Origin of the sequence: Mesorhizobium sp. CA16 (assembly GCF_020165175.1) — a bacterium.
In the GTDB taxonomy this organism is placed as follows: Bacteria; Pseudomonadota; Alphaproteobacteria; order Rhizobiales; family Rhizobiaceae; genus Mesorhizobium.
In genome coordinates this window covers 1-22199 of record NZ_JAIUHP010000002.1, presented here as the reverse complement: position 1 = coordinate 22199, position 22199 = coordinate 1, and the positions used below count along the sequence as shown (strand labels likewise).

Annotated in this window: 21 protein-coding genes and 2 tRNA genes; 18 read left to right on the top strand and 5 right to left on the bottom strand. The window is 64.0% G+C overall.

Annotated elements, in window-relative coordinates; all coding sequences use genetic code 11:
* The first annotated feature begins 109 nt into the window (after nt 1-109).
* The 8 genes from LB525_RS03980 to LB525_RS03945 all read left to right on the top strand — a co-directional run bounded on the left by LB525_RS03980 (nt 110) and on the right by LB525_RS03945 (nt 6998).
* Nucleotides 110-184 (top strand) — tRNA-OTHER (locus tag LB525_RS03980).
* 2 nt (nt 185-186) lie between these two features.
* Nucleotides 187-256 (top strand) — tRNA-Thr (locus LB525_RS03975).
* 358 nt (nt 257-614) lie between these two features.
* Nucleotides 615-1757, top strand: coding sequence for a slipin family protein (locus LB525_RS03970; RefSeq protein ID WP_224543566.1), 1143 nt, complete (start codon nt 615-617; stop codon nt 1755-1757).
* 229 nt (nt 1758-1986) lie between these two features.
* Nucleotides 1987-2268, top strand: coding sequence for an acyl carrier protein (locus LB525_RS03965; RefSeq protein ID WP_027167184.1), 282 nt, complete (start codon nt 1987-1989; stop codon nt 2266-2268).
* A 55-nt stretch (nt 2269-2323) separates the two neighbouring features.
* Nucleotides 2324-3511: a beta-ketoacyl-ACP synthase gene (locus tag LB525_RS03960; RefSeq protein WP_224543564.1), complete on the top strand. Its 1188-nt coding sequence runs from the start codon at nt 2324-2326 to the stop codon at nt 3509-3511.
* A 77-nt stretch (nt 3512-3588) separates the two neighbouring features.
* Complete coding sequence (locus LB525_RS03955; RefSeq protein ID WP_224543562.1) at nt 3589-4860, top strand: beta-ketoacyl-ACP synthase; 1272 nt, start codon at nt 3589-3591, stop codon at nt 4858-4860.
* Between the two features lie 113 nt (nt 4861-4973).
* Complete coding sequence (locus LB525_RS03950) at nt 4974-6002, top strand: zinc-binding dehydrogenase (protein ID WP_224543561.1); 1029 nt, start codon at nt 4974-4976, stop codon at nt 6000-6002.
* Between the two features lie 6 nt (nt 6003-6008).
* Nucleotides 6009-6998 carry a lipid A biosynthesis lauroyl acyltransferase gene (locus LB525_RS03945; protein ID WP_224543560.1) on the top strand — a complete coding sequence of 330 codons (990 nt, stop codon included), beginning with the start codon at nt 6009-6011 and terminating at the stop codon, nt 6996-6998.
* A gap of 233 nt (nt 6999-7231) precedes the next feature.
* Here the strand turns inward: LB525_RS03945 and LB525_RS03940 are convergent, their stop codons facing one another.
* Entirely contained in the window at nt 7232-8077 is an 846-nt protein-coding gene (locus LB525_RS03940; protein WP_224543558.1) for a hypothetical protein, read from the bottom strand.
* A 200-nt stretch (nt 8078-8277) separates the two neighbouring features.
* Nucleotides 8278-8709, bottom strand: a complete 432-nt coding sequence (locus tag LB525_RS03935; RefSeq protein WP_095764962.1) for a L,D-transpeptidase — start codon at nt 8707-8709, stop codon at nt 8278-8280.
* Nucleotides 8710-8969: 260 nt separating this feature from the next.
* Between LB525_RS03935 and LB525_RS03930 the strand changes: the two genes are divergently transcribed.
* The 5 genes from LB525_RS03930 to LB525_RS03910 all read left to right on the top strand — a co-directional run bounded on the left by LB525_RS03930 (nt 8970) and on the right by LB525_RS03910 (nt 15409).
* Nucleotides 8970-10247 (top strand): acetylornithine deacetylase/succinyl-diaminopimelate desuccinylase family protein, encoded by a 1278-nt coding sequence (locus tag LB525_RS03930; RefSeq protein ID WP_224522666.1) that lies wholly within the window; start codon nt 8970-8972, stop codon nt 10245-10247.
* A gap of 117 nt (nt 10248-10364) precedes the next feature.
* A complete protein-coding gene (locus tag LB525_RS03925) occupies nt 10365-11846 on the top strand; it encodes an ABC transporter substrate-binding protein (RefSeq protein WP_224522667.1) in 1482 nt (493 codons plus the stop codon).
* Between the two features lie 28 nt (nt 11847-11874).
* On the top strand, nt 11875-12924 hold the full coding sequence (locus LB525_RS03920) for an ABC transporter permease (protein ID WP_224543557.1): 1050 nt from the start codon (nt 11875-11877) through the stop codon (nt 12922-12924).
* Nucleotides 12921-13790 (top strand): ABC transporter permease, encoded by an 870-nt coding sequence (locus LB525_RS03915; protein WP_224522669.1) that lies wholly within the window; start codon nt 12921-12923, stop codon nt 13788-13790. Before LB525_RS03920 ends, LB525_RS03915 begins: the two co-directional genes overlap by 4 nt.
* Nucleotides 13787-15409: an ABC transporter ATP-binding protein gene (locus LB525_RS03910; RefSeq protein WP_224543556.1), complete on the top strand. Its 1623-nt coding sequence runs from the start codon at nt 13787-13789 to the stop codon at nt 15407-15409. The genes LB525_RS03915 and LB525_RS03910 overlap by 4 nt, the downstream gene beginning before the upstream one ends.
* Nucleotide 15410: 1 nt before the next feature.
* Here the strand turns inward: LB525_RS03910 and LB525_RS03905 are convergent, their stop codons facing one another.
* Nucleotides 15411-15842, bottom strand: coding sequence for a TerB family tellurite resistance protein (locus LB525_RS03905; protein WP_224522671.1), 432 nt, complete (start codon nt 15840-15842; stop codon nt 15411-15413).
* A 227-nt stretch (nt 15843-16069) separates the two neighbouring features.
* Here LB525_RS03905 and LB525_RS03900 point away from each other — a divergent pair, with 227 nt between their 5' ends.
* The 4 genes from LB525_RS03900 to LB525_RS03885 all read left to right on the top strand — a co-directional run bounded on the left by LB525_RS03900 (nt 16070) and on the right by LB525_RS03885 (nt 18500).
* Nucleotides 16070-16855, top strand: coding sequence for a TSUP family transporter (locus LB525_RS03900; RefSeq protein ID WP_224522672.1), 786 nt, complete (start codon nt 16070-16072; stop codon nt 16853-16855).
* Between the two features lie 53 nt (nt 16856-16908).
* Complete coding sequence (locus tag LB525_RS03895) at nt 16909-17079, top strand: hypothetical protein (protein ID WP_095764956.1); 171 nt, start codon at nt 16909-16911, stop codon at nt 17077-17079.
* A gap of 84 nt (nt 17080-17163) precedes the next feature.
* On the top strand, nt 17164-17997 hold the full coding sequence (locus LB525_RS03890) for a helix-turn-helix domain-containing protein (protein WP_224522673.1): 834 nt from the start codon (nt 17164-17166) through the stop codon (nt 17995-17997).
* 83 nt (nt 17998-18080) lie between these two features.
* The gene (locus tag LB525_RS03885; protein ID WP_224543555.1) at nt 18081-18500 is read left to right on the top strand and encodes a VOC family protein; all 420 of its coding nucleotides are present in this window, start codon (nt 18081-18083) and stop codon (nt 18498-18500) included.
* A gap of 274 nt (nt 18501-18774) precedes the next feature.
* On the opposite strand, the gene LB525_RS03880 is transcribed toward LB525_RS03885, so the two are convergent.
* The gene (locus LB525_RS03880; protein ID WP_224543554.1) at nt 18775-20250 is read right to left on the bottom strand and encodes a cobyric acid synthase; all 1476 of its coding nucleotides are present in this window, start codon (nt 20248-20250) and stop codon (nt 18775-18777) included.
* Nucleotides 20250-20855: a dimethylsulfonioproprionate lyase family protein gene (locus tag LB525_RS03875; protein ID WP_224543553.1), complete on the bottom strand. Its 606-nt coding sequence runs from the start codon at nt 20853-20855 to the stop codon at nt 20250-20252. Before LB525_RS03875 ends, LB525_RS03880 begins: the two co-directional genes overlap by 1 nt.
* Before the next feature lie 138 nt (nt 20856-20993).
* On the opposite strand from LB525_RS03875, the gene LB525_RS03870 reads away from it, so the two are divergent.
* Nucleotides 20994-22163, top strand: a complete 1170-nt coding sequence (locus LB525_RS03870) for an isobutyryl-CoA dehydrogenase (protein WP_224543552.1) — start codon at nt 20994-20996, stop codon at nt 22161-22163.
* Nucleotides 22164-22199 lie beyond the last annotated feature (36 nt).

The following is a 22199-nucleotide window of genomic DNA, read 5'->3' as shown; positions in this document are numbered from 1 at the left end:
CGCTCCCGGTCACGAAAACCGAAGCGAGCACAACGGTTGGAGCTTTCGTCTCCGCCCGCGCAGCCGGCTCTGCCGCGCTGTGTACGGCGCCGTTTCGGGTGTTGGGATCGCCGATGTAGCTCAGAGGTTAGAGCGCCGGGTTTAGGTCCGGAGGTCGAGGGTTCGAGTCCCTTCATCAGCACCACGGATAGCTCAGGTTGGGTAGAGCATCAGATTTGTCATCTGACTGTCGAAGGTTCGAATCCTTCTCCATTGGCCTCGAAAGCCAGCACCCTACACGGTGTTATTCGAAAAACGGTCCGGGGACCGGAATGCGAGGATTTCACGGACGGCAAGGTTTCGGCCTCGCCGGCGGCGACGTCCTGCGCCATCGGCTCGCGGCCAGGCCCGCGGTGACGATCAAGGCGCGACGCGGCCGGCAAAGTAAGCTTCGGCTTCCGGCGCCCGCTTCGTCGCCCCGCGATCCGCTCCCGAAGGCCCGCCGTGGATCGATGCCACCGGTCCCCGGATCATTCGTGCCCAGGACAGTACGACGACGTGAAACGAGAAACGAAAGGATGATCGACGCATGACGTGACGCCTCACATGGGGCCATGCCCGACAGGAGTAAGACAATGAAGACCATTCTCGAAAAGCTTCTTGGACGCCAGCGCGTCCTCGTGAAGGAAAATGAACGTGCCGTCGCCCTCTACAAGGGTGAGATCCGGGCGATCCTGATGCCGGGCGAGCATTGGCTCGCCAACCGGCGCGGCAACCTGGAAATCTCCAGGCACGACCTGAAGAACCCGGAATTCGTTTCGGCTTACGAGAAGGCGTTGTTCGACAAGCTCCCGGATGTGGCCGCGCGTCACCTCACCGTCATCCGCACCGGGCGTACCGACGTCGCCGTCGTCGAGCGCGACGGCGCCTTGCATGCCGTGCTCAACCCGGATCGCAAGCTCGTGCTTTGGACCGATGCTGGACCGTGGAAGGTAACGTCCGTCGACACGGCGGCCGATCTCGCCGTCGATCCGGCCTTGATGCGCCGGATCGGCCAGGCCCGGAAGACGGAACATGTGTTCCTCTATCCGGTCGTGGACGGCCAGGTCGGGTTGCTGTTCGTGGATGGCGTCTACACCCGCACGCTTGCCGCGGGTGTGCACGCCTTCTGGAATGTCGGGCGCATGGTCCAGGTGAAGGTCGTCGACGTCAAGCGCCAGTCGCTCGATGTCGCCGGGCAGGAAATGCTGACCAAGGATCGCGTGACGATCCGCGTCAACATCGCCGCCGAATACCGGGTCGTCGATCCGGTGACGGCGGTGAGCACGGTGAAGGACTTCTCCGAAGCCCTCTACCGCGCCCTGCAGTATGCCTTCCGCAAGACGCTTGGCGCGCTCACGCTCGACCAGATCCTCGACAAGAAGGTCACGGTCGACGAGGACGCGGCTGCCAAGGTGCGCGACGACATGGCCGTGATCGGCGTCGAGGTCAGCGATATCGCTCTCAAGGATGTGATCCTGCCGGGCGACATGCGCGAGATCCTCAACCAGGTGGTTTCGGCCGAGAAGCAGGCCGAGGCCAACGTCATCCGCCGCCGCGAGGAGACGAACGCTACCCGTTCGCTGCTCAACACGGCCAAGGTGATGGCCGAGAACCCGGTGATGCTGCGACTGAAGGAGCTCGAGGCTCTCGAGGCCATCGCCGGCAAGGTCGAGCGGCTCACCGTCCACAACGGGACGGGCGGGTTGCTCAACGACCTGGTCAAGCTCCGCGACTGATGCATGTCGCCCAAAGTGGTTCCGGCTTTGGGAAGACGGCATGCGACACAAAGCTGACGCAGCGTCAAATGGGAGGGGCCGCCGGGCAGGCCGGCGGCCCTTCTTGCGCTCCCAAAGCCGACATCCCATCTGCCCCGGCGCGTCAGGCCTTTTCCTGCCGGGAAAAACCGATTAGACAGCGCCCAAACAAGATGCGGACAGATTCCGCCCGCAACCGAAGGAAGAGCCCTTGTCCACCACGTTCGAGAAAGTCGCCAAGATCATTGCCGACACCAGCGAGATCGATATCGACACCATCACGCCCGAGAGCCACACGATCGACGATCTCGGCATCGACAGCCTCGATTTCCTCGACATCGTCTTTGCCATCGACAAGGAATTCGGCATCAAGGTGCCGCTCGAGAAGTGGACGCAGGAGGTCAATGACGGCAAGGCCTCGACCGACGACTACTTCGTCATGAAGAACCTGTGCGCCAAGATCGACGCGCTGGTCGCGGCCAAGGCCGCCTGAGCCGGCTCGGGCGCGGTCTTGACGCGCCCCGCCAGCTGACCCACAACAGCCGCCCATGAGTTCTCACGACGTCGTCATCACCGGCATCGGCCTTGTCTCTTCGCTTGGAGAAGGTCCTGATGCGCATTGGCAGAAGCTCACCCGACCGGGCCTTGAGCCGGTGCTCGAGGCAGAGCGCTTCGCGCCCTACACCATCCATCCCCTCCCCGAGATCGACTGGAACCTGCAGATCGCCAAGCGCGGCGACCAGCGTCAGATGGAGACCTGGCAGCGTCTCGGCACCTACACCGCCGGCCTGGCGCTCGACGATGCCGGCATCAAGGGCAATGACGAGCTTTGCGCCACCATGGACATGGTGGTGGCGGCCGGCGGCGGTGAGCGCGACGAAGCCGTCGACGCCGCGATCCTTGCGGCCTCCGAGAGCCGCAACGACCGCGACGTGCTGCTCAACGAGAAGCTGACGACGGAACTGCGGCCGACTTTGTTCCTGGCCCAGCTCTCGAACCTGCTCGCCGGCAACATCTCGATCGTCCACAAGGTCACCGGTTCGTCGCGCACCTTCATGGGCGAGGAAGGCGCCGGCGTCTCGGCCGTCGAGACGGCGGCCGCGCGCATCCGCTCGGGACAGTCGACCCATGTTCTGGTCGGCGGCGCCTTTCAGACCGAGCATTCCGACATGCTGCTCGGCTACGAGCTTGCCGGCTACCTGCATCGCGGCCCGTGGAAACCGGTCTGGCAGCGCCAGGGCTCGGACGGCGGCGGCGTGGTCACGGGCTCCGGCGGCGCCTTCCTGGTGCTCGAGCAGCGCGAGCACGCAAAGAACCGAGGCCGCAAGATCTACGCCGAGCTTGGCCCCGTCGTCTCCGGCCGCGCCAGGCGCCGGCAAGGCGAGTTGAATTCAGAGATTGCTGCGCTGCTGAAGCGGGCCGCCCTTCCCGACGGGGATCTGCTCACGATTTCCGCCGCCTCCGGCGCCCATGCCGCCACCGCGGCCGAAAAGGCCGTTCTCGATGCCAACCCGGCTTTGGCCGTGCGCGCCTTCTCGACGCTGACCGGCCATATGAAGGAGGCTCAATTCCCCTTTGCGGTTGCGCTCGCGGCAATGGCCGTCGATCGCGGGGCCAGTTATCCTGCCTTCGATGCCACGGTGGAGCGCTCATTTGAAGGCGCACCCAATTCCGTCCTTGCAACCGCGATCGGCTATCACCAATTCGAGGGCCTGGGGCTGGTTAAAGCCGTTTAGATTGGTTTTTCGCAATTCCGGGCGGAAAACCCCTACACACTTTTCCTGGAATTGCTCGATAACGAGGCAGACAAACCATGGCCAATCTTCGCGACCACATGGGCAGGCCAATCGTCGCCGTTACCGGCATCGGCGTGGTGACCTCGCTCGGCGTCGGCAAGGCCGACAACTGGGCGGCGCTGACCTCGGGCAGATCCGGCATCCATCCGATCACCCGCTTTCCGGTCGACCACCTCAACACCCGTATTTCCGGTATGGTCGACTTCCTGCCCTCGAGCTCGAAGGGCGCTAGCCACCTCACCTACGAACTGGCCGAGACGGCGGCCCAGGAGGCCGTCTCGGAAGCTGGTTTGGAGTCCGGCGATTTCGGCGGCCCGCTGTTCCTGGCCTCGCCGCCGGTCGAGCTCGACTGGATCGACCGCTTCTCGCTCTATAATTCCGACAAGCGGGACGCCGGTGCCGAAAGGTTGCTGCGCGTGGCGCGCGGATTGAAGGAGCTGGATGTCTTTGAGACCACGCAGTTCGGCTCGATCGCCGATCGCCTGGCCGACCGCTTCGGCACGCGTGGCCTGCCGATCACCCTGTCGACCGCCTGCGCCTCGGGCGCCACCGCCATCCAGCTCGGGGTCGAGGCGATCCGGCGCGGCGAGTGCGACAAGGCACTGTCGATCGGCGCCGACGGCTCGGCCACCGCCGAAGCGCTGATCCGCTTCTCGCTGCTCTCGGCTCTTTCCACTCACAATGATATCCCCGAAAAGGCCTCAAAGCCCTTCTCCAAGGACCGCGACGGCTTCGTGCTGGCTGAAGGCTCCGGCGCGCTGGTGCTGGAATCGCTGGAAGGCGCCCTTGCGCGCGGCGCGACGATCCTCGGCATCATGCGCGGCTGCGGCGAGAAGGCCGACGATTTTCACCGCACCCGCTCCAAGCCCGACGGCTCGCCGGCGATCGCGGCGGTGCGCGCAGCTCTTGCCGATGCGGGCCTTGGCGAAAACGAGATCGACTACGTCAATGCGCACGGCACTTCGACGCCCGAGAACGACAAGATGGAGCACCTGTCGCTGTCCACCGTCTTCGGCGAGCGCATCGGCTCGATGCCGATCTCGTCGAACAAGTCGATGATCGGCCACACGCTGTCGGCCGCCGGCGCGGTGGAGGCCGCCTTCTCGCTGATGACCATGCGCGAAAGCGTCATCCCGCCGACGATCAATTACGACAATCCCGATCCGGCCATCGTGCTCGACGTCGTGCCGAACAACAAGCGCAACGCCGAAGTGGGCACGGTTTTGTCGAATTCCTTCGGCTTCGGCGGCCAGAACACCTGCCTTGTCATGGCGCGGGAACCGGTCTAAGCGGACTTTTTCCGCCAATGCGTGTCGCGCAAAAGTAAAATCGGTTTTGCGACGACATGCATAAAACAAAGACTAAAGCGCAACGCGCTTTTGATCAGAACCCGACAGGCCACATGCGCGCATTGCAACTTATCGAGGACCGCCGCCTTGAAACGGTGGACCTGGCGCCTCCCCCGCCGCCTTCGCTGGGCGAAGTGACGCTCCGCATCAAGGCGGTGGCGCTCAACCATATCGACGTCTGGGGCTGGCGCGGCATGGCGTTTGCCAAGCGCAAGCTGCCGCTGGTCGTCGGCGCCGAGGCCGCCGGCGAGGTCGAGGCGGTCGGCCCCGGCGTCTCCAACCTGCTGCCGGGACAATTGGTCTCGATCTATGGCGCGCGCACCTGCGGGCTGTGCCGCGCCTGCCGCGAAGGCCGCGACAATCTCTGCGAGCATGTCTCCGGCGTGCACGGTTTCCATCTCGACGGCTTCGCCCAGGAAAAGATCAACCTGCCGGCGCGCCTGCTGGTGCCCGCTCCTCCCGGCGTAACCGAGATCGGCGCCGCGGTCGCGCCCGTTACCTTCGGCACGGTCGAGCACATGCTATTCGACAATGCGAAGCTGGAACCCGGCGAAACCATCCTCGTCCATGCCGGCGGTTCCGGCATCGGCTCCGCTGCCATCCAGCTCGCAAAGAAGATGGGCTGCACTGTCATCACCACGGTCGGCTCGAACGACAAGATCGACAAGGCCAAGGTGCTTGGCGCCGACCATGTCATCAACTACCGCGAGGATCGTTTCGAAGGCGTCGTGCGCAAGCTGACCAGGAAGAAGGGTGTCGATGTGGTGTTCGAGCATGTCGGCGCCGACACCTTCGCCGGTTCCATGCTGTGCTTGAAGCGCGGCGGCCGTCTCGTCACCTGCGGCTCGACCTCGGGCGTGTCGACGCAGGTCAACCTGATGCAGCTCTTCCAGCAGCAGCTGAAGCTGCTCGGCTCCTTCGGCTGCCGCATGGAGAACATGGCCAACGCCATGCAGAAGATGGCGGCCGGCCTCGTTGCGCCGGTCATCGACACGGAAGTCGGCTTCGACGACATCGACGCCGCGCTGAAGCGCATGGAAGGCCGCGACGTCTTCGGCAAGATCATCCTGCGCGTTTCCTAAGACAAGATGGTCGGCAAGGTGTTCAGGAAAGCCCGCCGGGACTTCATGTTCCGCTACGGCCGACGGCTGCGCCAGCTGGAGCATTGGCTGGTCGCCAAGCTCGCCATCGTGTTGCTCTCGCTGCTGCGGCTTCTGCCGCCGGACAGCGCGCTCAACTTCGCCGACCGCGTCGCCCGCCGCATCGGCCCGATGGTCGGGCGCCACCGCGTTGCGGTCAACAATCTGCGCCTTGCCTATCCGCAAAAGAGCGACGCCGAGATCGAAGCGATCGCGCGCGACATGTGGGGCAACATGGCCCGCCTTGCCGCCGAATACATCTTTCTCGACGCGCTGTTCGACTTCGATCCGAACGCTTCGAAGCCGGGCCGGGTCGAGGTAGGCGGCGTCGAGCATTTCCACGAGATCGCCGGCGAGAGGAAGCCGCATATCCTGTTCACCGGCCATCTCGGCAATTTCGAGTTGCTGCCGGTGGCCGCGGCCACCTTCGGCATGAACATCACCGCGCTGTTTCGCCCGCCGAACAACCCCTATCTCGCTGATTACATCCACTCGACGCGCCGCTCCTCGATGGGCGCACTACTGCCCTCCGCCGCCGGCGCGTCCTTCGCCCTTGCCGCCATCCTCGAAAAGGGCGGCAATATCGGCGTGCTTGTCGATCAGAAATTCTCGGGCGGCGTGGAGACGACTTTCTTCGGCCGCCCATGCCAGAGCAATCCGATGCTCGGCATCCTGGCCCGCCACTATGACTGCGATGTCTATCCCGCCCGCTGCGTCAGGCTGCCGGGCAACCGCTTCCGCCTGGAAATCGAGGACAGGCTAACCTTGCCGCGCACCGAAGGCGGCAGCGTCGATGTCAGCGCCACCACCCAGCTGCTCACCGATGTGGTCGAGCGCTGGGTGCGCGAGGACCCCGGCCAGTGGATGTGGTTCCACAAACGCTGGGAAATCAGCGGCCGTCGCCGCAAGCGGCAAATGCAGACCAAAGAGGTCGGCTAGGCCAATTCCAAGAAAACTGTAACCGGTTTTCCGTCCGGAATTACATCAAAACAAAGAGATAGAGCGGTTCGCCGTTTCCGTAAAACGCTCTCGATACCAGTTCGAGGAACATGCGCCGCGTTCCGTCCGGATCAGCGGCTGAATTGCGGTGAGGCAACTTCGCGGGCGACGCTGCTTCGCATACGCAATGAAAAAGCCGCGGGGAGCGCCCCCGCGGCCCGGATCGGATGCCCTCAAAGCGGAGCGGGGATGGTAAAATTCGGCCGGAACGTATCCATGGTGGCACCGTTGCGATCCTCGGAGAGCAAGGTGTCGGAACCGAAGCTTGCCCGCAGACCAACCACATATTTGTGGATGTTCACGCTTCCAGAACCTCCCGAGAAGGTCAGGTGGTCCAGCTGGTAGCGGCCAAACACCGCCCAAGGGGTCCCCGAGAACCGATAAGTAGCCTGCAATGCCGCCGTGACAGTATCGAAATGTCCGCCAAAGCCGGACAGCCGCGAGAAGCCGAGTTCACCGTCGAAGCGAAGATTGTCCTGCGCGAAATACCGCACAACGCCACGGCCGCCCCAATTGTCGAAATGTTCGGACTCGCCGCTGGCCCGCAACTGCCCGTAATAGGCCTGACCGTAGAGCGTCACGTTGCCGAAATAGGCCTGAGCCTCGGGACCGACGGTGAAAGTGTAGAGGCCAGCGTCGCCGATGCCCTCGTCCCCGCCATATCCGTTGATCGTCGCAAAGCCGCCGAGAGCATACGAGCTCGGATCGCGCCAGTAGCCGTGAATGGCGCCGCCATAGCTGTAGATGTTAGTTCCTTCTACCCACAGCGAGTCGATCACCGCGTCGGTCTGGATGTTCCAGCGGGCGTCGATCGGAAAATTGATCCGAGCCGCGCCACCGGCGGTCGTGCCGTTTGCGTCGTCCCCGGGCGTCGAGAAATGGATGCCGCCGAGATAGAGTTCGCCATAACCCGAAATATGCGGCTGTGCGAGTTCCTGATCCAGAACAACCGGTGCGTCGGCAGCGAAGGCCGACGTTGCTGTCGCCGCGATCGCAGCGCCTAGAAGAAATCGATACATGCTTAGCCCCCGAGCCATTGCAATGAACACATCACGCTTATCATTGCAGCATCGGCCAAACCAGCTTCATCGGCGGAACAATGCGTCTAAGCCGTTGTTTTTCGGTGCTTGTGAGGCATTGCTGCAACGCTTCAAGACGAGTTCGCGCGCAGGCGGCAAATGCCACCCGCGCATTCTATCGATCACAGGTCCGACCAGGCTCAGTTGGTGACGACGATCCGCGTGTTGCCGTAACCGACTTCCTTGACCATCGAATAGAAGGTCGCGGCGTTGGACGGATGCAGGCGCACGCAGCCATGCGAGGCCGGGCGCCCGAGATTTCTTACCGACCCGGTGCCGTGAATGGCGTATCCGCCGTGGAAGAACACCGAATAGGGCATCGGCGAGTTGTCATACTTGCGCGAATACCACATCCGGGCGGTCCATTGCGGCCGGTAGCTGCCGCGCGGCGTGAAGTAACCCTTGCGCGCGGTCGACACGCTCCAGCGATAAACCACTTGGCCGTATTTGCTGACGGTCATGGTCTGCGACGAGACGTCGATATTGGCCACCAGCGCAGCCGCCCGGCTTGCGATGGACATGCCGAACAACGCGGTTGCTAGCACGGTTGCCATGAGAACGAACTTTTTCATGCGATCAAACCCCTTTGATTGCCCCTGCCGTTCGCGCGGTTCTTCCATCTTTTCGCCGGCAGATGCGTTAAGTACCACACACTCCTTGACGAATCCGCCAATGCAATGCGGTGAATTTGAACGATTTTCGCGGTATAGTTGCTGCCGCACCACGCACCCTCTGAAGTTTAGGCGAGGCGTTGGTCCATGCTTCGGTCGTTGTGTGGCAATGAGCGACTGGTCGCTTGCAAAAATGCTGCGTTCCTTCTTCAATTCGCCGGATGAATGAACGACTTCTCAAGGCGGTCGAGGATCGGGCCGACGACCTCGTTGCGCTGACCGCCGACCTGATCCGCTTTCCGACCGTAAACCCGCCGGGCGAAGCCTATCGGCCATGCGCCGAGTTTCTCGGCGCGCGCCTGAAGAAACTCGGCTTCGAGACCGAGTTTATTCGTGCCGAAAGCGCGCCAGGCGACAGCGACCGCTACCCGCGCGTCAACGTCGTTGCCCGTTTCGAGGGCAGCTCGCCCGGCCCCTGCGTGCATTTCAACTCGCACATCGACGTGGTCGAGGCCGGCGACGGCTGGACCGTCGATCCCTTCGCCGGCGTGGTGAAGGACGGCAAGGTCTATGGGCGCGGTGCCTGCGACATGAAGGGCGGCCTGGCTGCCTCCGTCATCGCCGTCGAAGCCTTCGTGGAAGTCTATCCCGATTTCCCCGGCGCCATCGAGATATCAGGCACGGCGGACGAGGAATCGGGCGGTTTCGGCGGCGTCGCCCATCTGGCGAGGCTCGGCTATTTCTCGAAGCCGAAAGTCGACCACGTCATCATCCCCGAGCCGCTGAACAAGGATCGCATCTGCCTTGGCCATCGGGGCGTGTGGTGGGCCGAGATCGAGACCAAGGGCGAGATCGCGCATGGCTCGATGCCGTTCCTCGGCGACAATGCGGTGCGCCATATGGGCGCCGTCCTGCAGGCCTTCGAGGACGAGCTGTTCCCGGCCCTCGACCGCAAGATGACGCGCATGCCGGTGGTTCCGGAAGGCGCCAGGCGCTCGACCATGAACATCAATTCCATTCATGGCGGCCAGACCGAGGATTTCCGGCCGGGGCTTCCCTCGCCCAACGTGCCCGATTGGTGTCGGCTCACCATCGACCGGCGTTTTCTGCTCGAAGAGGACATCGCCTCCGTCAAAGGCGAAGTCACGGGCATCCTCGAACGGCTGAAACGCGAGCGCGAGAAATTCGACTACGAGATCCGCGATCTGATGGAGGTGCAGCCGCTGATGACGGAGCGCGACGCGCCGGTGGTGAAGGCCGTCGCCAAAGGCATCATGGCGGTGTTCGACCGCGAACCGGAATATGTGATCTCGCCCGGCACCTACGATCAGAAGCATGTCGCGCGCATCGGCCATCTCTATGACTGCATCGCTTATGGCCCGGGCATTCTCGACCTCGCCCACCGGCCGGACGAATGGGTCGGCATCGCCGACATGGTGGAATCGGCCAAGGTGATGGCTATCGGCCTCAATGTGCTCTTGCGCGGTACAACCGGCTGATCCGGAAAAACATTCCGCCTGGCGCCGCCCGGCAGCACGAAACGCAATTTACTCGCAGGCCAAATCACGCTTCTATCCGCCAGCTTGAGCGCATTTTGAGCAAATGGGAGTTCAGCGATGAAATTGTGGAAGACCATCCTGGCCGCGGCCATGCTGTCGCTTGCCGCCGCCACGTCGGCCTTTGCCGCACGCACCGACCTCACGCTCGGCATTGTGCTTGAGCCGCCGCATCTCGATCCGACCGCCGGTGCGGCCGCGGCCATCGGCGAAGTCACCTATGCCAACGTCTTTGAAGGGCTGACACGCATTGACGACAACGGCCAGGTTCAGTCAGGTCTCGCCGAGAGCTGGGCCGTCTCTGACGACGGCAAGGTCTACACGTTCAAGCTGCATTCGGGCGTGAAGTTCCACGATGGCTCGGCCTTCAGCGCCGACGACGTGAAATTCTCGCTGGACCGGGCGCGTGCCAAGGATTCGCTCAATCCGCAAAAGCAGCTCTTTGCCCACATCACCGATGTCACGGCGGTCGATCCGGCGACCGTCAAGGTCAGTCTCGATGGACCGCAGGGCAGTTTCCTCAGCGACATGGGCCAGGTTGCAGCGGTGATCGTGGGGAAGGGGTCGGCCGACGGCAACAAGGACAAGCCGATCGGCACCGGTCCATTCAAGCTCGATCATTGGGCCAAGGGTTCCGAGATCACGCTGGTCAAGAATCCGGACTACTGGGGTACGCCCGCCGCGCTCGACAAGGCGACGTTCCGTATCGTGCCCGACGCGGCCGCGGCTGTCCCCGCATTGCTCTCGGGCGACATCCAGGCTTTCGCCAACATGCCCGCACAAGACGCGCTCGAGCAACTCCAGTCCGATCCGCGCTTCAGCGTCGTGATCGGCTCGACCGAGGGCGAGACGATCCTGTCGATCAACAACAAGAAGCCGCCCTTCGACAAGCTCGCGGTGCGGCAGGCGCTCGCCTCCGCGATCGATCGCAGTGCCATCATCGCCGCGGCCTCGAACGGTCTTGGAAAGCCGATCGGGTCTCATTTCTCGCCAGGCGATACGGGCTATGTCGATCTCACCGGCGTCTATCCGCACGACATCGCCAAGGCCAAGGAGTATCTGAAGGAAGCGGGGCTGGAGAACGGCTTTTCGGCCACGATCAAGCTGCCGCCCGTACCCTACGCACGCGACGGCGGCCAGGTGATTCAGTCCCAACTGAAGGACATCGGGGTCAATCTGCAGATCATTCCGGTCGAATGGGCGGAGTGGCTGAGCCAGGTCTTCACCAACAAGGACTACGACCTGACGATTGTTTCCCATGTCGAGCCAAACGACATCGATATCTATTCGCGGCCCGGCTACTATTTCCAGTATGACAATCCGAAGTTCAACGATGTCATCAAGGAGCTCGGCACCACGGTCGACAAGGACAAGAGGCTGGAGCTGCTGGGCGAGGCGCAGAGGATTCTCGCGCACGACGTGCCCGCCGTCTACCTGTTCGAGCTGCCCAAGATTGGCGTCTGGGATGCCAAGCTGCAGGGCATGTGGACGAACTGGCCGATCGAGGCTGACGATCTGACCAAGGTGAAGTGGACGGATTGAGGCCGGCGCGATCGCCCGATCGCCTCCCATGACCGCCTATCTCCTGAAACGCCTCATCATCGCGGCCCTCACGCTGGTGCTGGCCTCGATGGTGGTGTTCGCGGTCATGGAGATCCTGCCCGGCGATCCGGCGCGCCTGATGCTGGGCCTCAACGCCAGCGCCGAGCAGGTCGAGGTGCTGCGCGACCAGATGGGGCTGAACGCGCCGCTGGTGCTGCGCTATCTCCACTGGGCGGCAGGCTTGCTCAGTCTCGATTTCGGCCGCTCCTACACCTATTCGGTGCCCGTCATCGACCTGGTGCGCGAACGCGTCGTCGTCTCCCTGCCACTGGCGCTGATCGCGCTGGCGCTTTCGACCATCATCGCCATTCCGGTCGGCGTGTTCTCCGCCAGCCGCCAGGGCCGCGCTGGCGACACGCTCGCCATGGGCGCCGCCCAGCTCGGCGTCGCCGTGCCGAATTTCTGGTTCGCGCTGATGCTGATCTATCTGTTTGCCGTATGGCTGCGGCTGGTGCCGGCCGGCGGTTTCCCAGGCTGGAGCGCCGGCATCTGGACGGCGCTGAAATCCCTGCTGTTGCCCGCCGTCGCGCTCGCGCTGCCGCAGGCGGCGATTCTCGGACGCGTCGCCCGCTCGGCGCTGATCGAGGTGCTCAACGAGGACTATATCCGCACCGCCCGCGCCAAGGGCCTGCCCTACCGCGCCGTGCTGTGGCGCCACGCGCTGCGCAACGCCATGATCCCGGTGCTCACCATCCTCGGCCTGCAATTCGCCTTCCTGCTTGCCGGCACCATCATCATCGAGAATGTCTTCTACTTGCCAGGCCTCGGCCGGCTGATCTTCCAGGCGATCACCCAGCGCGACCTGATCGTGGTCGAGAGCATCGTCATGCTGCTGGTCGCCGCCGTGATCGTCATCAACTTCATTGTCGATTTCTCCTACGCCCTCGTCGACCCGCGCCTAAGAGCAATTCCAGGAAAAGTGCGTGGCGGTTTTCCGTCCGGAATTGCGCCAAAACAAATACTGAGAGCGGTTCAGCGATTCCGCGAAACGCGGAACCGCTCGAGAGGCCGGCAATGACCCTGCGCGTCGACCTGCCCGAAGAAACGCTTGCCGGCGTGCTGGCCAAGGCCTTCGGCAACCGCTCCTTCCTGATCGGTCTGGCCATCACGCTGCTGGTTGTGGCCGTCGCGCTCGTTTCGTTCCTGTGGACGCCTTACGACGTCACGAGGTTGGTGATCGCCGACAAGACGCAGGCGCCCTCCTGGGCGCACTGGTTCGGCACCGACCATTTCGGCCGCGACATCCTGTCGATGATCATGGTCGGCGCCCGCAACTCGATCGCCGTGGCGTTGGTCGCGGTCGGCATCGGCATGGGCATCGGCGTGCCGCTCGGCGCCTTCGCCGCGGCGCGCGGCGGGATAGTCGACGAGGCGCTGATGCGCCTCAACGACCTGGTCTTTGCCTTTCCGGCGCTGCTTTCGGCAATCATGATCACCGCGATCTTCGGCCCGGGCGCCGTCAACGCCATCATCGCCATCGGCATCTTCAACATCCCGGTCTTTGCCCGTGTCACCCGCGCCGGCGCTTTAGCCATCTGGCCGCGCGAGTTCATCCTCGCCGCACGCGCCGCCGGCAAGGGCATGACGCGGATCACCGTCGAGCACATCCTGCCCAACATCGCGACGCTGCTGCTGGTCCAGGGCACGATCCAGTTCGCGCTGGGCATCCTCGCCGAAGCCGGGCTTTCCTATGTCGGCCTCGGCGCCCAGCCGCCGATGCCGAGCTGGGGCCGCATGCTGTTCGACGCGCAGACGCGCATGGTGACCGCGCCCTGGATGGCGATCTTCCCCGGCATGGCGATCGTGATCACCGTGCTCGGGCTGAACCTGCTCGGCGACGGCATCGCCGACATCCTCGATCCGAAATCGCGGCGGCGTAGATGAACCTGCTCGAGATCGAAAACCTGTCGCTTTCGATCGGCGCCACACCGATCCTGAAAGGCGTCGAGCTGACAATCGCACCGGGCGAGGTCGTCGGCTTGGTCGGCGAATCCGGCTCCGGCAAGTCGATGACGGCGCTGACAATCATGCGGCTGCTGCCGCATCTGGCCCGCGCCGAGGGCCGCGTCGCCTTGGACGGCATCGACATCCTCGCTGCCACCGAGGACCAGATGTGCGCCTTGCGCGGCGACGATATCGGCATGGTCTTCCAGGAGCCGATGACGGCGCTCAACCCGGTCAAGACCATCGGCGAGCAGGTCGCCGAGGGCATACGCTGGCACACCAAGGCGGGCCGCGCCGAGGCCGAGGAGCGCGCGCGAAAAATCCTCGACCGCGTCGGCCTGCCCGAGGCCAAATTCCCGCTGTCGCGCTACCCGCACGAACTGTCCGGCGGTCAGCGCCAGCGCGTCGTCATCGCCATCGCCTGCGCGCTGAAACCGAAGCTGCTGATCGCGGACGAGCCGACGACGGCGCTCGACGTGGTGCTGCAGGCGCAGATCCTCGATCTTCTGCGCGACCTGGTCAGCGAAAACCGTATGGGCCTGCTACTCATCTCGCACGACCTCGCGGTGGTGACCGAGATGGCCGACCGCCTGACCATCCTGCGCCGTGGCGAGGTGACGGAAGCCGGCGACACCGCCCGCACGCTGTCGGAACAACAGCATCCCTACACCCGCGAGCTGGCGCTGGCTTCCATGCATGTGCCGGCGCGCCCGAAACCGCACCTTGCCGGATCGGCAAAACCCTTGCTCGAAGTCGAGGGCGTCAGCCGGGACTATCCGGGGCGGCGCAAATCGCTGTTCCGGCCGGCGCAACCGATCCGCGCCGTCGACGATGTCTCGCTCACCATCGAGCCCACGCAATCGGTGGCGCTCGTCGGCCGCTCGGGCTGCGGCAAGTCCACGCTTGCCCGCATGATCCTCGCCTTGGACAAGCCGACGGCGGGCACGATCCGCTTTCGCGGCGAGCCCATCACCGGCAAGCCGGAGTCGACGCTGAAGCCGGCCCGACGCGACATGCAGGTCGTGTTCCAGGATCCTTACGGTTCCTTCGACCCGCGCCAGAAGGTCGAGAAGCTGGTGGCCGAGCCGCTGCATCTTCTGGAAAAGCAGCCGGCAAAGGCCGAGCGCCGCGAGATGGTCGCGCATGCGCTGCAGGAAGTCGGCCTTAGCCAGCGCGACATGGACAAATACCCGCATGAATTCTCGGGCGGCCAGCGCCAGCGCCTGTCGATCGCCCGCGCCATCATCACCCGTCCGAAGCTGGTAGTGGCCGACGAGCCGGTATCGGCGCTGGACGTCTCGATCCGCGCCCAGATCCTCGACCTTTTCGCCGAGCTCAACCAGAAGCTCGGCATCGCCTATCTCTTCATCACCCATGACCTGACGGTCGCCCGCGCCATGGCGGACGAGGTGCTGGTCATGCATGAAGGCAAGATCGTCGAACGCGGCCGGGCGGCCGAGGTGCTCGACCATCCGCGCTCAGAGGCGGCGCAGGCGCTGGTCGCGGCGGCACCCGACCTTCACCGCGCGATCGCGCGCAAAATGCAGGAACAGGGGTAGTTCAGCTCTCCGGTTTCACCAAATCGACGGGGCTGATGTCGAGCAGGTCGAGCGTGCGGCGCAGCAGCTTCACCTCGCTCTCCGCCAGCTTGGAATCGGCCTTGGCGATCTCGGCCATGTGGCGCGCAAGCAGCTTTCGGCGCTCGACATCGAGGTCGCGGAACAGCGCGATCGCCTGCGAGCCGTTGGTCTCGTAGCCATAATCGTTAAGATATTCGATGACACTGTCGATGCTGGCCTCCGGAATGCCGAAGGCTTCCTCGCAGATATGCCGGAAGACGGCCATCTCGCTCTCCGAGACCGAGCCGTCGGCCAGGATCATGCGGAACAGCATCAGCAATTCCGCAGACAGCACAGGGTCGTCCGCCACCTTGCGCACACCCGGGTCACCGTCGAAGATCGAACGTATCTGGTCGAGCAGCGCCATCGCCACCAAGCTCCCTTTGCGAATCCGCCTGATTGTTAGAGCAAATTCAGGAAAAGTGTGAGCGTTTAGGCTCGGCGACTTCGCCGTAGCCTTCCGACCGGAATTTGCGTCAAAACAAGAACAGAGCGGTTCGGCGTCTAACGGCGAACCGCTCTAGCGTGGAATCGCTCTTGCGCAAACGGGGCGAGCGTGATGGAAGCTGCGGCTCCCTTCCTCGCCTCACTCCCAGCCCGATGATCGATCTTACCCTGCAGTCCGTCTTCATACTCACTGCCGCCGCTTTCGCGGCGGGTTTTGTCGACTCGATCGCCGGCGGCGGCGGGCTGATCACCATCCCGGCGCTGCTGCTTGCCGGCTTTTCGCCGGTCGCAGCCCTTGGCACGAACAAATTGCAGGGCATGTTCGGGTCCGGCTCGGCCACCATCCATTACGCCGCCAAGGGTCAGGTCGACCTGCGTCGCCAGTTGCCGTCCGCCGCGCTGGCGCTTGCCGGCGGCGCGGTCGGGGCGCTTTTGGCGACCGTCGTGCCGGGCGATTTCCTGCGTGCCCTGCTGCCGCTGCTGCTGATCGCCATCGCGCTCTATTTCGCACTGAAGCCGAACATGGGCGACGTCGACCGCGCCGAGCGGCTGTCGCCCTTCCTGTTCGGACTGAGCGTCCCGCCGCTGATCGGCTTCTATGACGGGCTCTTCGGTCCGGGCGCCGGTTCCTTCTACATGCTCGCCTTCGTCACCCTTGCCGGCTACGGCGTGCTCAAGGCGACGGCGCACACCAAGCTGCTCAATTTCACGTCCAACATCGGCGGCTTCGTCGTCTTCGCCGCGGTCGGCGTTATCGACTGGAAGATCGGCCTGATGATGGGCGTGGCGCAGTTCATCGGCGCCCGGGTCGGCGCAAGCTTGGCCATCCGGATTGGCGCGAAGCTGATCAAGCCGCTGCTGGTGACCGTGTGCGTGGCGCTCGCGATCAAGCTCTTGGCAGACCCCGCCAATCCCTTACGCCAACTGGTTGGTGTGTGAGGCCTCCTCCTGTTAGAGTTCTGGTGTTGCGAATCATGTTGGAGGGACCAGACATGAATCTCAGTGCGCCCACCCAGATCGTGTTCATTATTTCGTTGGTTATCGCCGTCATCGGCCTTCTCGCCGCGCTTGGCGTTCTTGCATTCATTCCTCTTGCGTCCGTTTGGATCATGCTTATCGCCTACATCGTGCTCGCCGCCGGCTGTTTGATGCGCGGCACCTGAGCACAGCATTCTCAGGCAACTCGGAGCGCCCGGCCCTGCCGGGCGCTTTTGATTTTCGAAGGGGTGTTCTGCTAGGCTTGGATCATGTCCGACGAGTCAGAGCGCCATCGCCAGGATAATCGCTCTCCCGCCCTCCATTTCGAGATGGTGCGGCGCAAGCCCGCCGCCTCGCTTGCGGGCGTCGTCACGGATATCTGCGGCTATCGCGAGACCCGCCTCGGCCATTTCCGCATCGTCGAATATGCTTCGCTGACCGTGCCGCTGGTGATCAGCTTCGCCGAAGCCTTTGCCATCGGGCTCGGCCACAGCCCGGGCGACAATGACCGCCACGCCAGCTTCGTCGCCGGCCTCTATGCCGGGCCGGTCATGATCGAATCCTTTGGCGGCGCCTGCTGCGTTCAGGTCAATTTCACCCCGCTTGGCGCCAGGCAGTTCTTCGGCCTGCCGATGAGCGAGTTGCGCGATCGCATGGTCGGGTTGGACGATGCGCTGGGCTTTGACGGCATCGCATTGCGCGAACGGCTCGGCGAGGCATCGGATTGGAACGCGCGCTTCGACATTGCCGAGGGATTCATTACCAGCCGCCTTGTCGAGGCGAATGCGCTTTCACCGGAAATCGCCTGGGCCTACAGGGCGGTCATTGCGTCGGGCGGCCGCACCCGCATTTCGACGCTCGCCGGCGAGATCGGCTGGAGCCGCAGGCATCTGGCGGCGAGATTCACCGACGCGATCGGCATCGGCCCGAAGACATTGTCGCGCATCGTGCGCTTCAATCGCGCGCTGTCCCTGTCGAAGCGGCAGGACGATGACTGGGCCGGCATCGCCGCCGATTGCGGCTACGCCGACCAGGCGCATCTGGTGCGCGAGTTCCGTCAGTTGGCCGGCGAAACGCCGACCGGTCTCGCGGCGTCGATGTAGGCCTGACCCAGGTAACATTTCTTCAAGACGCCGAGACCGCCTTTGCGCAGACTGGCATTCATCAACCGACCAGGGAGATTGTCATGCCGACAGCAAACGAAGCACCCCGTCTCTATCCGGCTCTGCGCTACAGGAACGCCGCCAAGATGATCGACTGGCTATGCGAGGCCTTCGGCTTCGAGGCGCACGCTCGCTATGGCGAGGGCGACATCGTCCACCATGCCGAGCTCACTTTCGGGTCCTCGATGATCATGCTGGGTACGGCACGCGACGACGATTACGGCAAGATGGTCGGCGCGCCCGGCGGTGGCGGCGGCAAGTCGATCTACATCGCCGTCGATGACGCCGACGCCGCCTATGCGCGTGCCAAGAAGGCCGGCGCGAAAATCATCCAGGAACTGGTCGACCGCGACTATGGCAGCCGCGAGTTCATCTGCCTCGACCCGGAAGGCAATGTCTGGTCCTTCGGCACCTATTGGCCGAAGGTGGGGGAGAAGGCTTGAGGCCATCAGTGACGCTGGAGATTGGCCGCGATCTGCCAGCTTCGTCATCCACGGGCGGAGCGGGAGCGAAGCGGACGCGCAGACCCGAGGATCCATTCCGTTACCTCACGCGAGGGGTGCTGCGGAGCAGAATTCTGCACTGTTGCAAAGCCTTGACGTCACGGAATGGATCCTCGGGTCTGCGCTGCGTCGCTTCGCTCCTTGCTCTGCCCGTGGATGACGACCCGAGGGGCGTTTTCGCCAATCACAAACCCTGTGGGTTCGATAGAGCTATCTATCGCGCGATGGCAAAAATCGCGTCGCAGTCGAGATGCCTCTCCAGCTCGGCCGCGACCTCGTCCAGCGCCTTCTCGACATCCGCGCGATAGTCGATACCGCCTCCCCTGACGCCAAGGCTCTCCAGGTATGCGGCGCGAAAAGCGTCGGCGGAAAACAGGCCGTGCAGATAGGTGCCGATCACCTTGCCGTCGGCGGAAACCGCGCCGTCCTCGGCGCCGTTGAGGATCGTCGATGGCCGCGCCGTGTCCGGGCCGGTGGTGCGGCCGAGATGGATCTCGTAGCCTTCGAGCGGCAGGCCGAACTGCACTGACTGCGCGCTTGAATTGCGCACAGTCTTCTCAGGCTCCATCACCGTTTCGATGTCGAGCAGGCCAAGACCTTCGGCCTCAGTGACACTGCCTTCGATGCCGTCGGGATCGCGCACCATGCGGCCGAGTATCTGGTAGCCGCCGCAGATGCCGACGACATGGCCGCCGCGCTTGCGATGGGCGAGGAGATCGCGATCCCAGCCGTTCTCGCGGAATTTCAGGAGATCGCCGATCGTCGATTTGGAGCCGGGGATGACCACCAACCCGGCATCTTCCGGCAGCTTCTTGCCCGGCGGCACGAACACCACCTCGACCTGCGGCTCGGCTTTCAGCGGATCGAGATCGTCGAAATTGGCGATGCGCGCCAGCATCGGCACCGCCACCTTCAGCGCCCGCTTCTCGCCGGAAGCGAGGCGTTCGAGCACCACCGAATCCTCGGACGGCAGCCGCCCGGCCGCCTTCAGCCACGGCACGACGCCGAAGCAGCGCCAGCCGGTGAATTTTTCGATCGCGCTGATCCCGTCGTCGAACAACGAGACATCGCCGCGGAACTTGTTGATGAGATAGCCGGCGATCATGCGCCGGTCTTCCTCCGGCAGGATCAGATGCGTGCCGGCCACGGACGCAATCACGCCGCCGCGGTCGATGTCGCCGACCAGGATCACCGGCACATTGGCGCGCGTGGCAAAGCCCATATTGGCGATGTCGCGGCTTCTGAGATTGATTTCGGCGGGCGAGCCCGCGCCCTCGACGATGACCAGGTCCGCGCCCGCGCCAACCTGCGCCCAGGAATCCAGCACAGCGTCCATCAGTCCGGCTTTCATCGCCTGGTAGTCGCGCGCCCGCGCCTCGCCAAAAACCTTGCCCTGCACCACCACTTGCGAGCCGCTATCGCTCTGCGGCTTGAGCAGCACCGGGTTCATATGCACGGTCGGCCTCACGCCGCAGGCCAGCGCCTGCAGCCATTGCCCGCGGCCGATCTCGCCTTCGCCGGTTGTGGCGTCGCCCGGGATGTCGGCAACGGCAGCATTGTTCGACATGTTCTGCGGCTTGAATGGCCTAACCTTCAGCCCGCGATTCTTCGCAGCGCGGCAAAGCCCCGCCACCAGCACGGTCTTGCCGACATCCGAGCCGGTGCCCTGCAGCATGATCGCTTTCGCCATCAGCCCCTGCCCCCTGAGCCAATGGTCGATTTCTGTGCCAGCGGCCCGCCGCGCCAGAGATAGAGCGCCATCAGCGGTTCCTTGCCCGTGCGCATGGCATGGCTGACATTGGAAGCGTGGTGAATGACCTCGCCGGCGTCGCGCGTATGAAAGTTCTCCTCGCCCATCCGCCACTCCGTGCCGCCGGTCAGCGGGATATAGATCTCCTCGGCGAGGTGATGATGGTCGGGATAGACGATGTTGGGCCCAAGGATCAGCAGGCCAGCCGCGACCGCTTCGTTGACGAAATGCCCGCGGGTGCCGAACACTTCCAGCCAGCCGTAATTGTCGACAAAACTCTGCCCGAAATCGGCGGCGCTGTAGGTCTGCCCCCAGCGCAACTCGTCCCGATGGTCGGCAACAAATCGCGTCAATGGCCCGGCGTCGGCCGGAGCCAACTCGGCGATGCGATCGAGATGGCTAAGGCAGCCAAGCGCACGCGGCTCGAGAGAACGCGCAGGCATGTCCCAGCCGATGCGCGCGACTTCATCCGTCACCAGATCGTTGTCGGCGCCGGCGAGACAGGCTTGGAATCGCTCCAGCAACTCATCGAAAATTGTCGGCACGCAAGAACTCCGTTCGTCATTCCATGCACAGCCGGTTCTCAACGGCCCGGGTTGCGCGGCGGCATCATTGGTCTAGATTGAACGGCGCGCAAAGCCAAAAACGACAGGCCAGAAGGCCTGAACGACAGGGAGCACGCCATGGACGCGGCAGTCGATGCGGGCACTGGCCAGTTCGAACTCAACGAGGAACAGCGCGCCATCCAAGAGATGGCCCGAGCCTTCGCGTCGGACCGCGTCGCGCCCAATGCGCTCGACTGGGACAAGGCAAAGCACTTCCCCGCCGATGTGATCCGCGAGACCGGGCCGCTCGGCCTCGGCGGCATCTATGTGCGCGACGATGTCGGCGGCTCGGCGCTGGGGCGGCTGGATGCCGTGCTGATCTTCGAGGCGCTTGCCCACGCCGATCCGGCATTCTCCTCTTTCATTTCCATCCACAACATGGCGGCCTCGATGATCGACCGCTTCGGTAGCGACGAGCAGCGCCAGCGCTTCCTGCCGAAACTGACCTCTATGGAGTGGCTGGCGAGCTATTGCCTGACCGAGCCCGGCTCGGGCTCGGATGCGGCTGCGCTGAAGACGCGTGCGGTGAAAAGCGGCGGCGATTATGTCTTGAACGGCGCCAAACAGTTCATCTCCGGCGCCGGCGACAGCGACCTCTATGTCGTGATGGCGCGCACCGGCGGCGACGGCCCGAAAGGCATTTCGACCTTTGTCGTGCCCAAGGATGCGGCCGGCCTTTCGTTCGGCGCCAACGAGCACAAGATGGGCTGGCACATGCAGTCGACCCGCCAGGTCATCTTCGAGGACTGCAAGGTGCCGGCCGAGAACCTGCTCGCCGCAGAAGGCGCAGGCTTCGGCATCGCCATGGCCGGGCTCGACGGCGGCCGGCTCAACATCGCCGCCTGTTCGCTCGGCGGAGCGCAGTCGGCGCTCGACAAGGCGCTTGCCTACACGGCCGAGCGCAAGGCCTTCGGCTCCAAGATCAACCAGTTCCAGGCGCTGCAGTTCAGGTTGGCCGACATGGAAACGGAACTGCAGGCGGCCCGCATCTTTCTCTATGCCGCCGCTTCCAAGCTCGACCGCAAGGCGCCCGACGCCGGCAAATGGTCGGCGATGGCCAAGCGCTTCGTCACCGATATCGGCTTCGACATCGCCAACCAGGCGCTGCAGCTGCACGGCGGCTATGGCTACCTGCACGACTACGGCATCGAGAAGCTGGTGCGGGATCTGCGCGTCCACCAGATCCTCGAAGGCACCAACGAGATCATGCGCGTCATCATCGCGCGGGCGTTGATTGGCAGGCAGTAGGCAGTAGGCAGTAGGCAGTAGGCAGTAGGCAGTAGG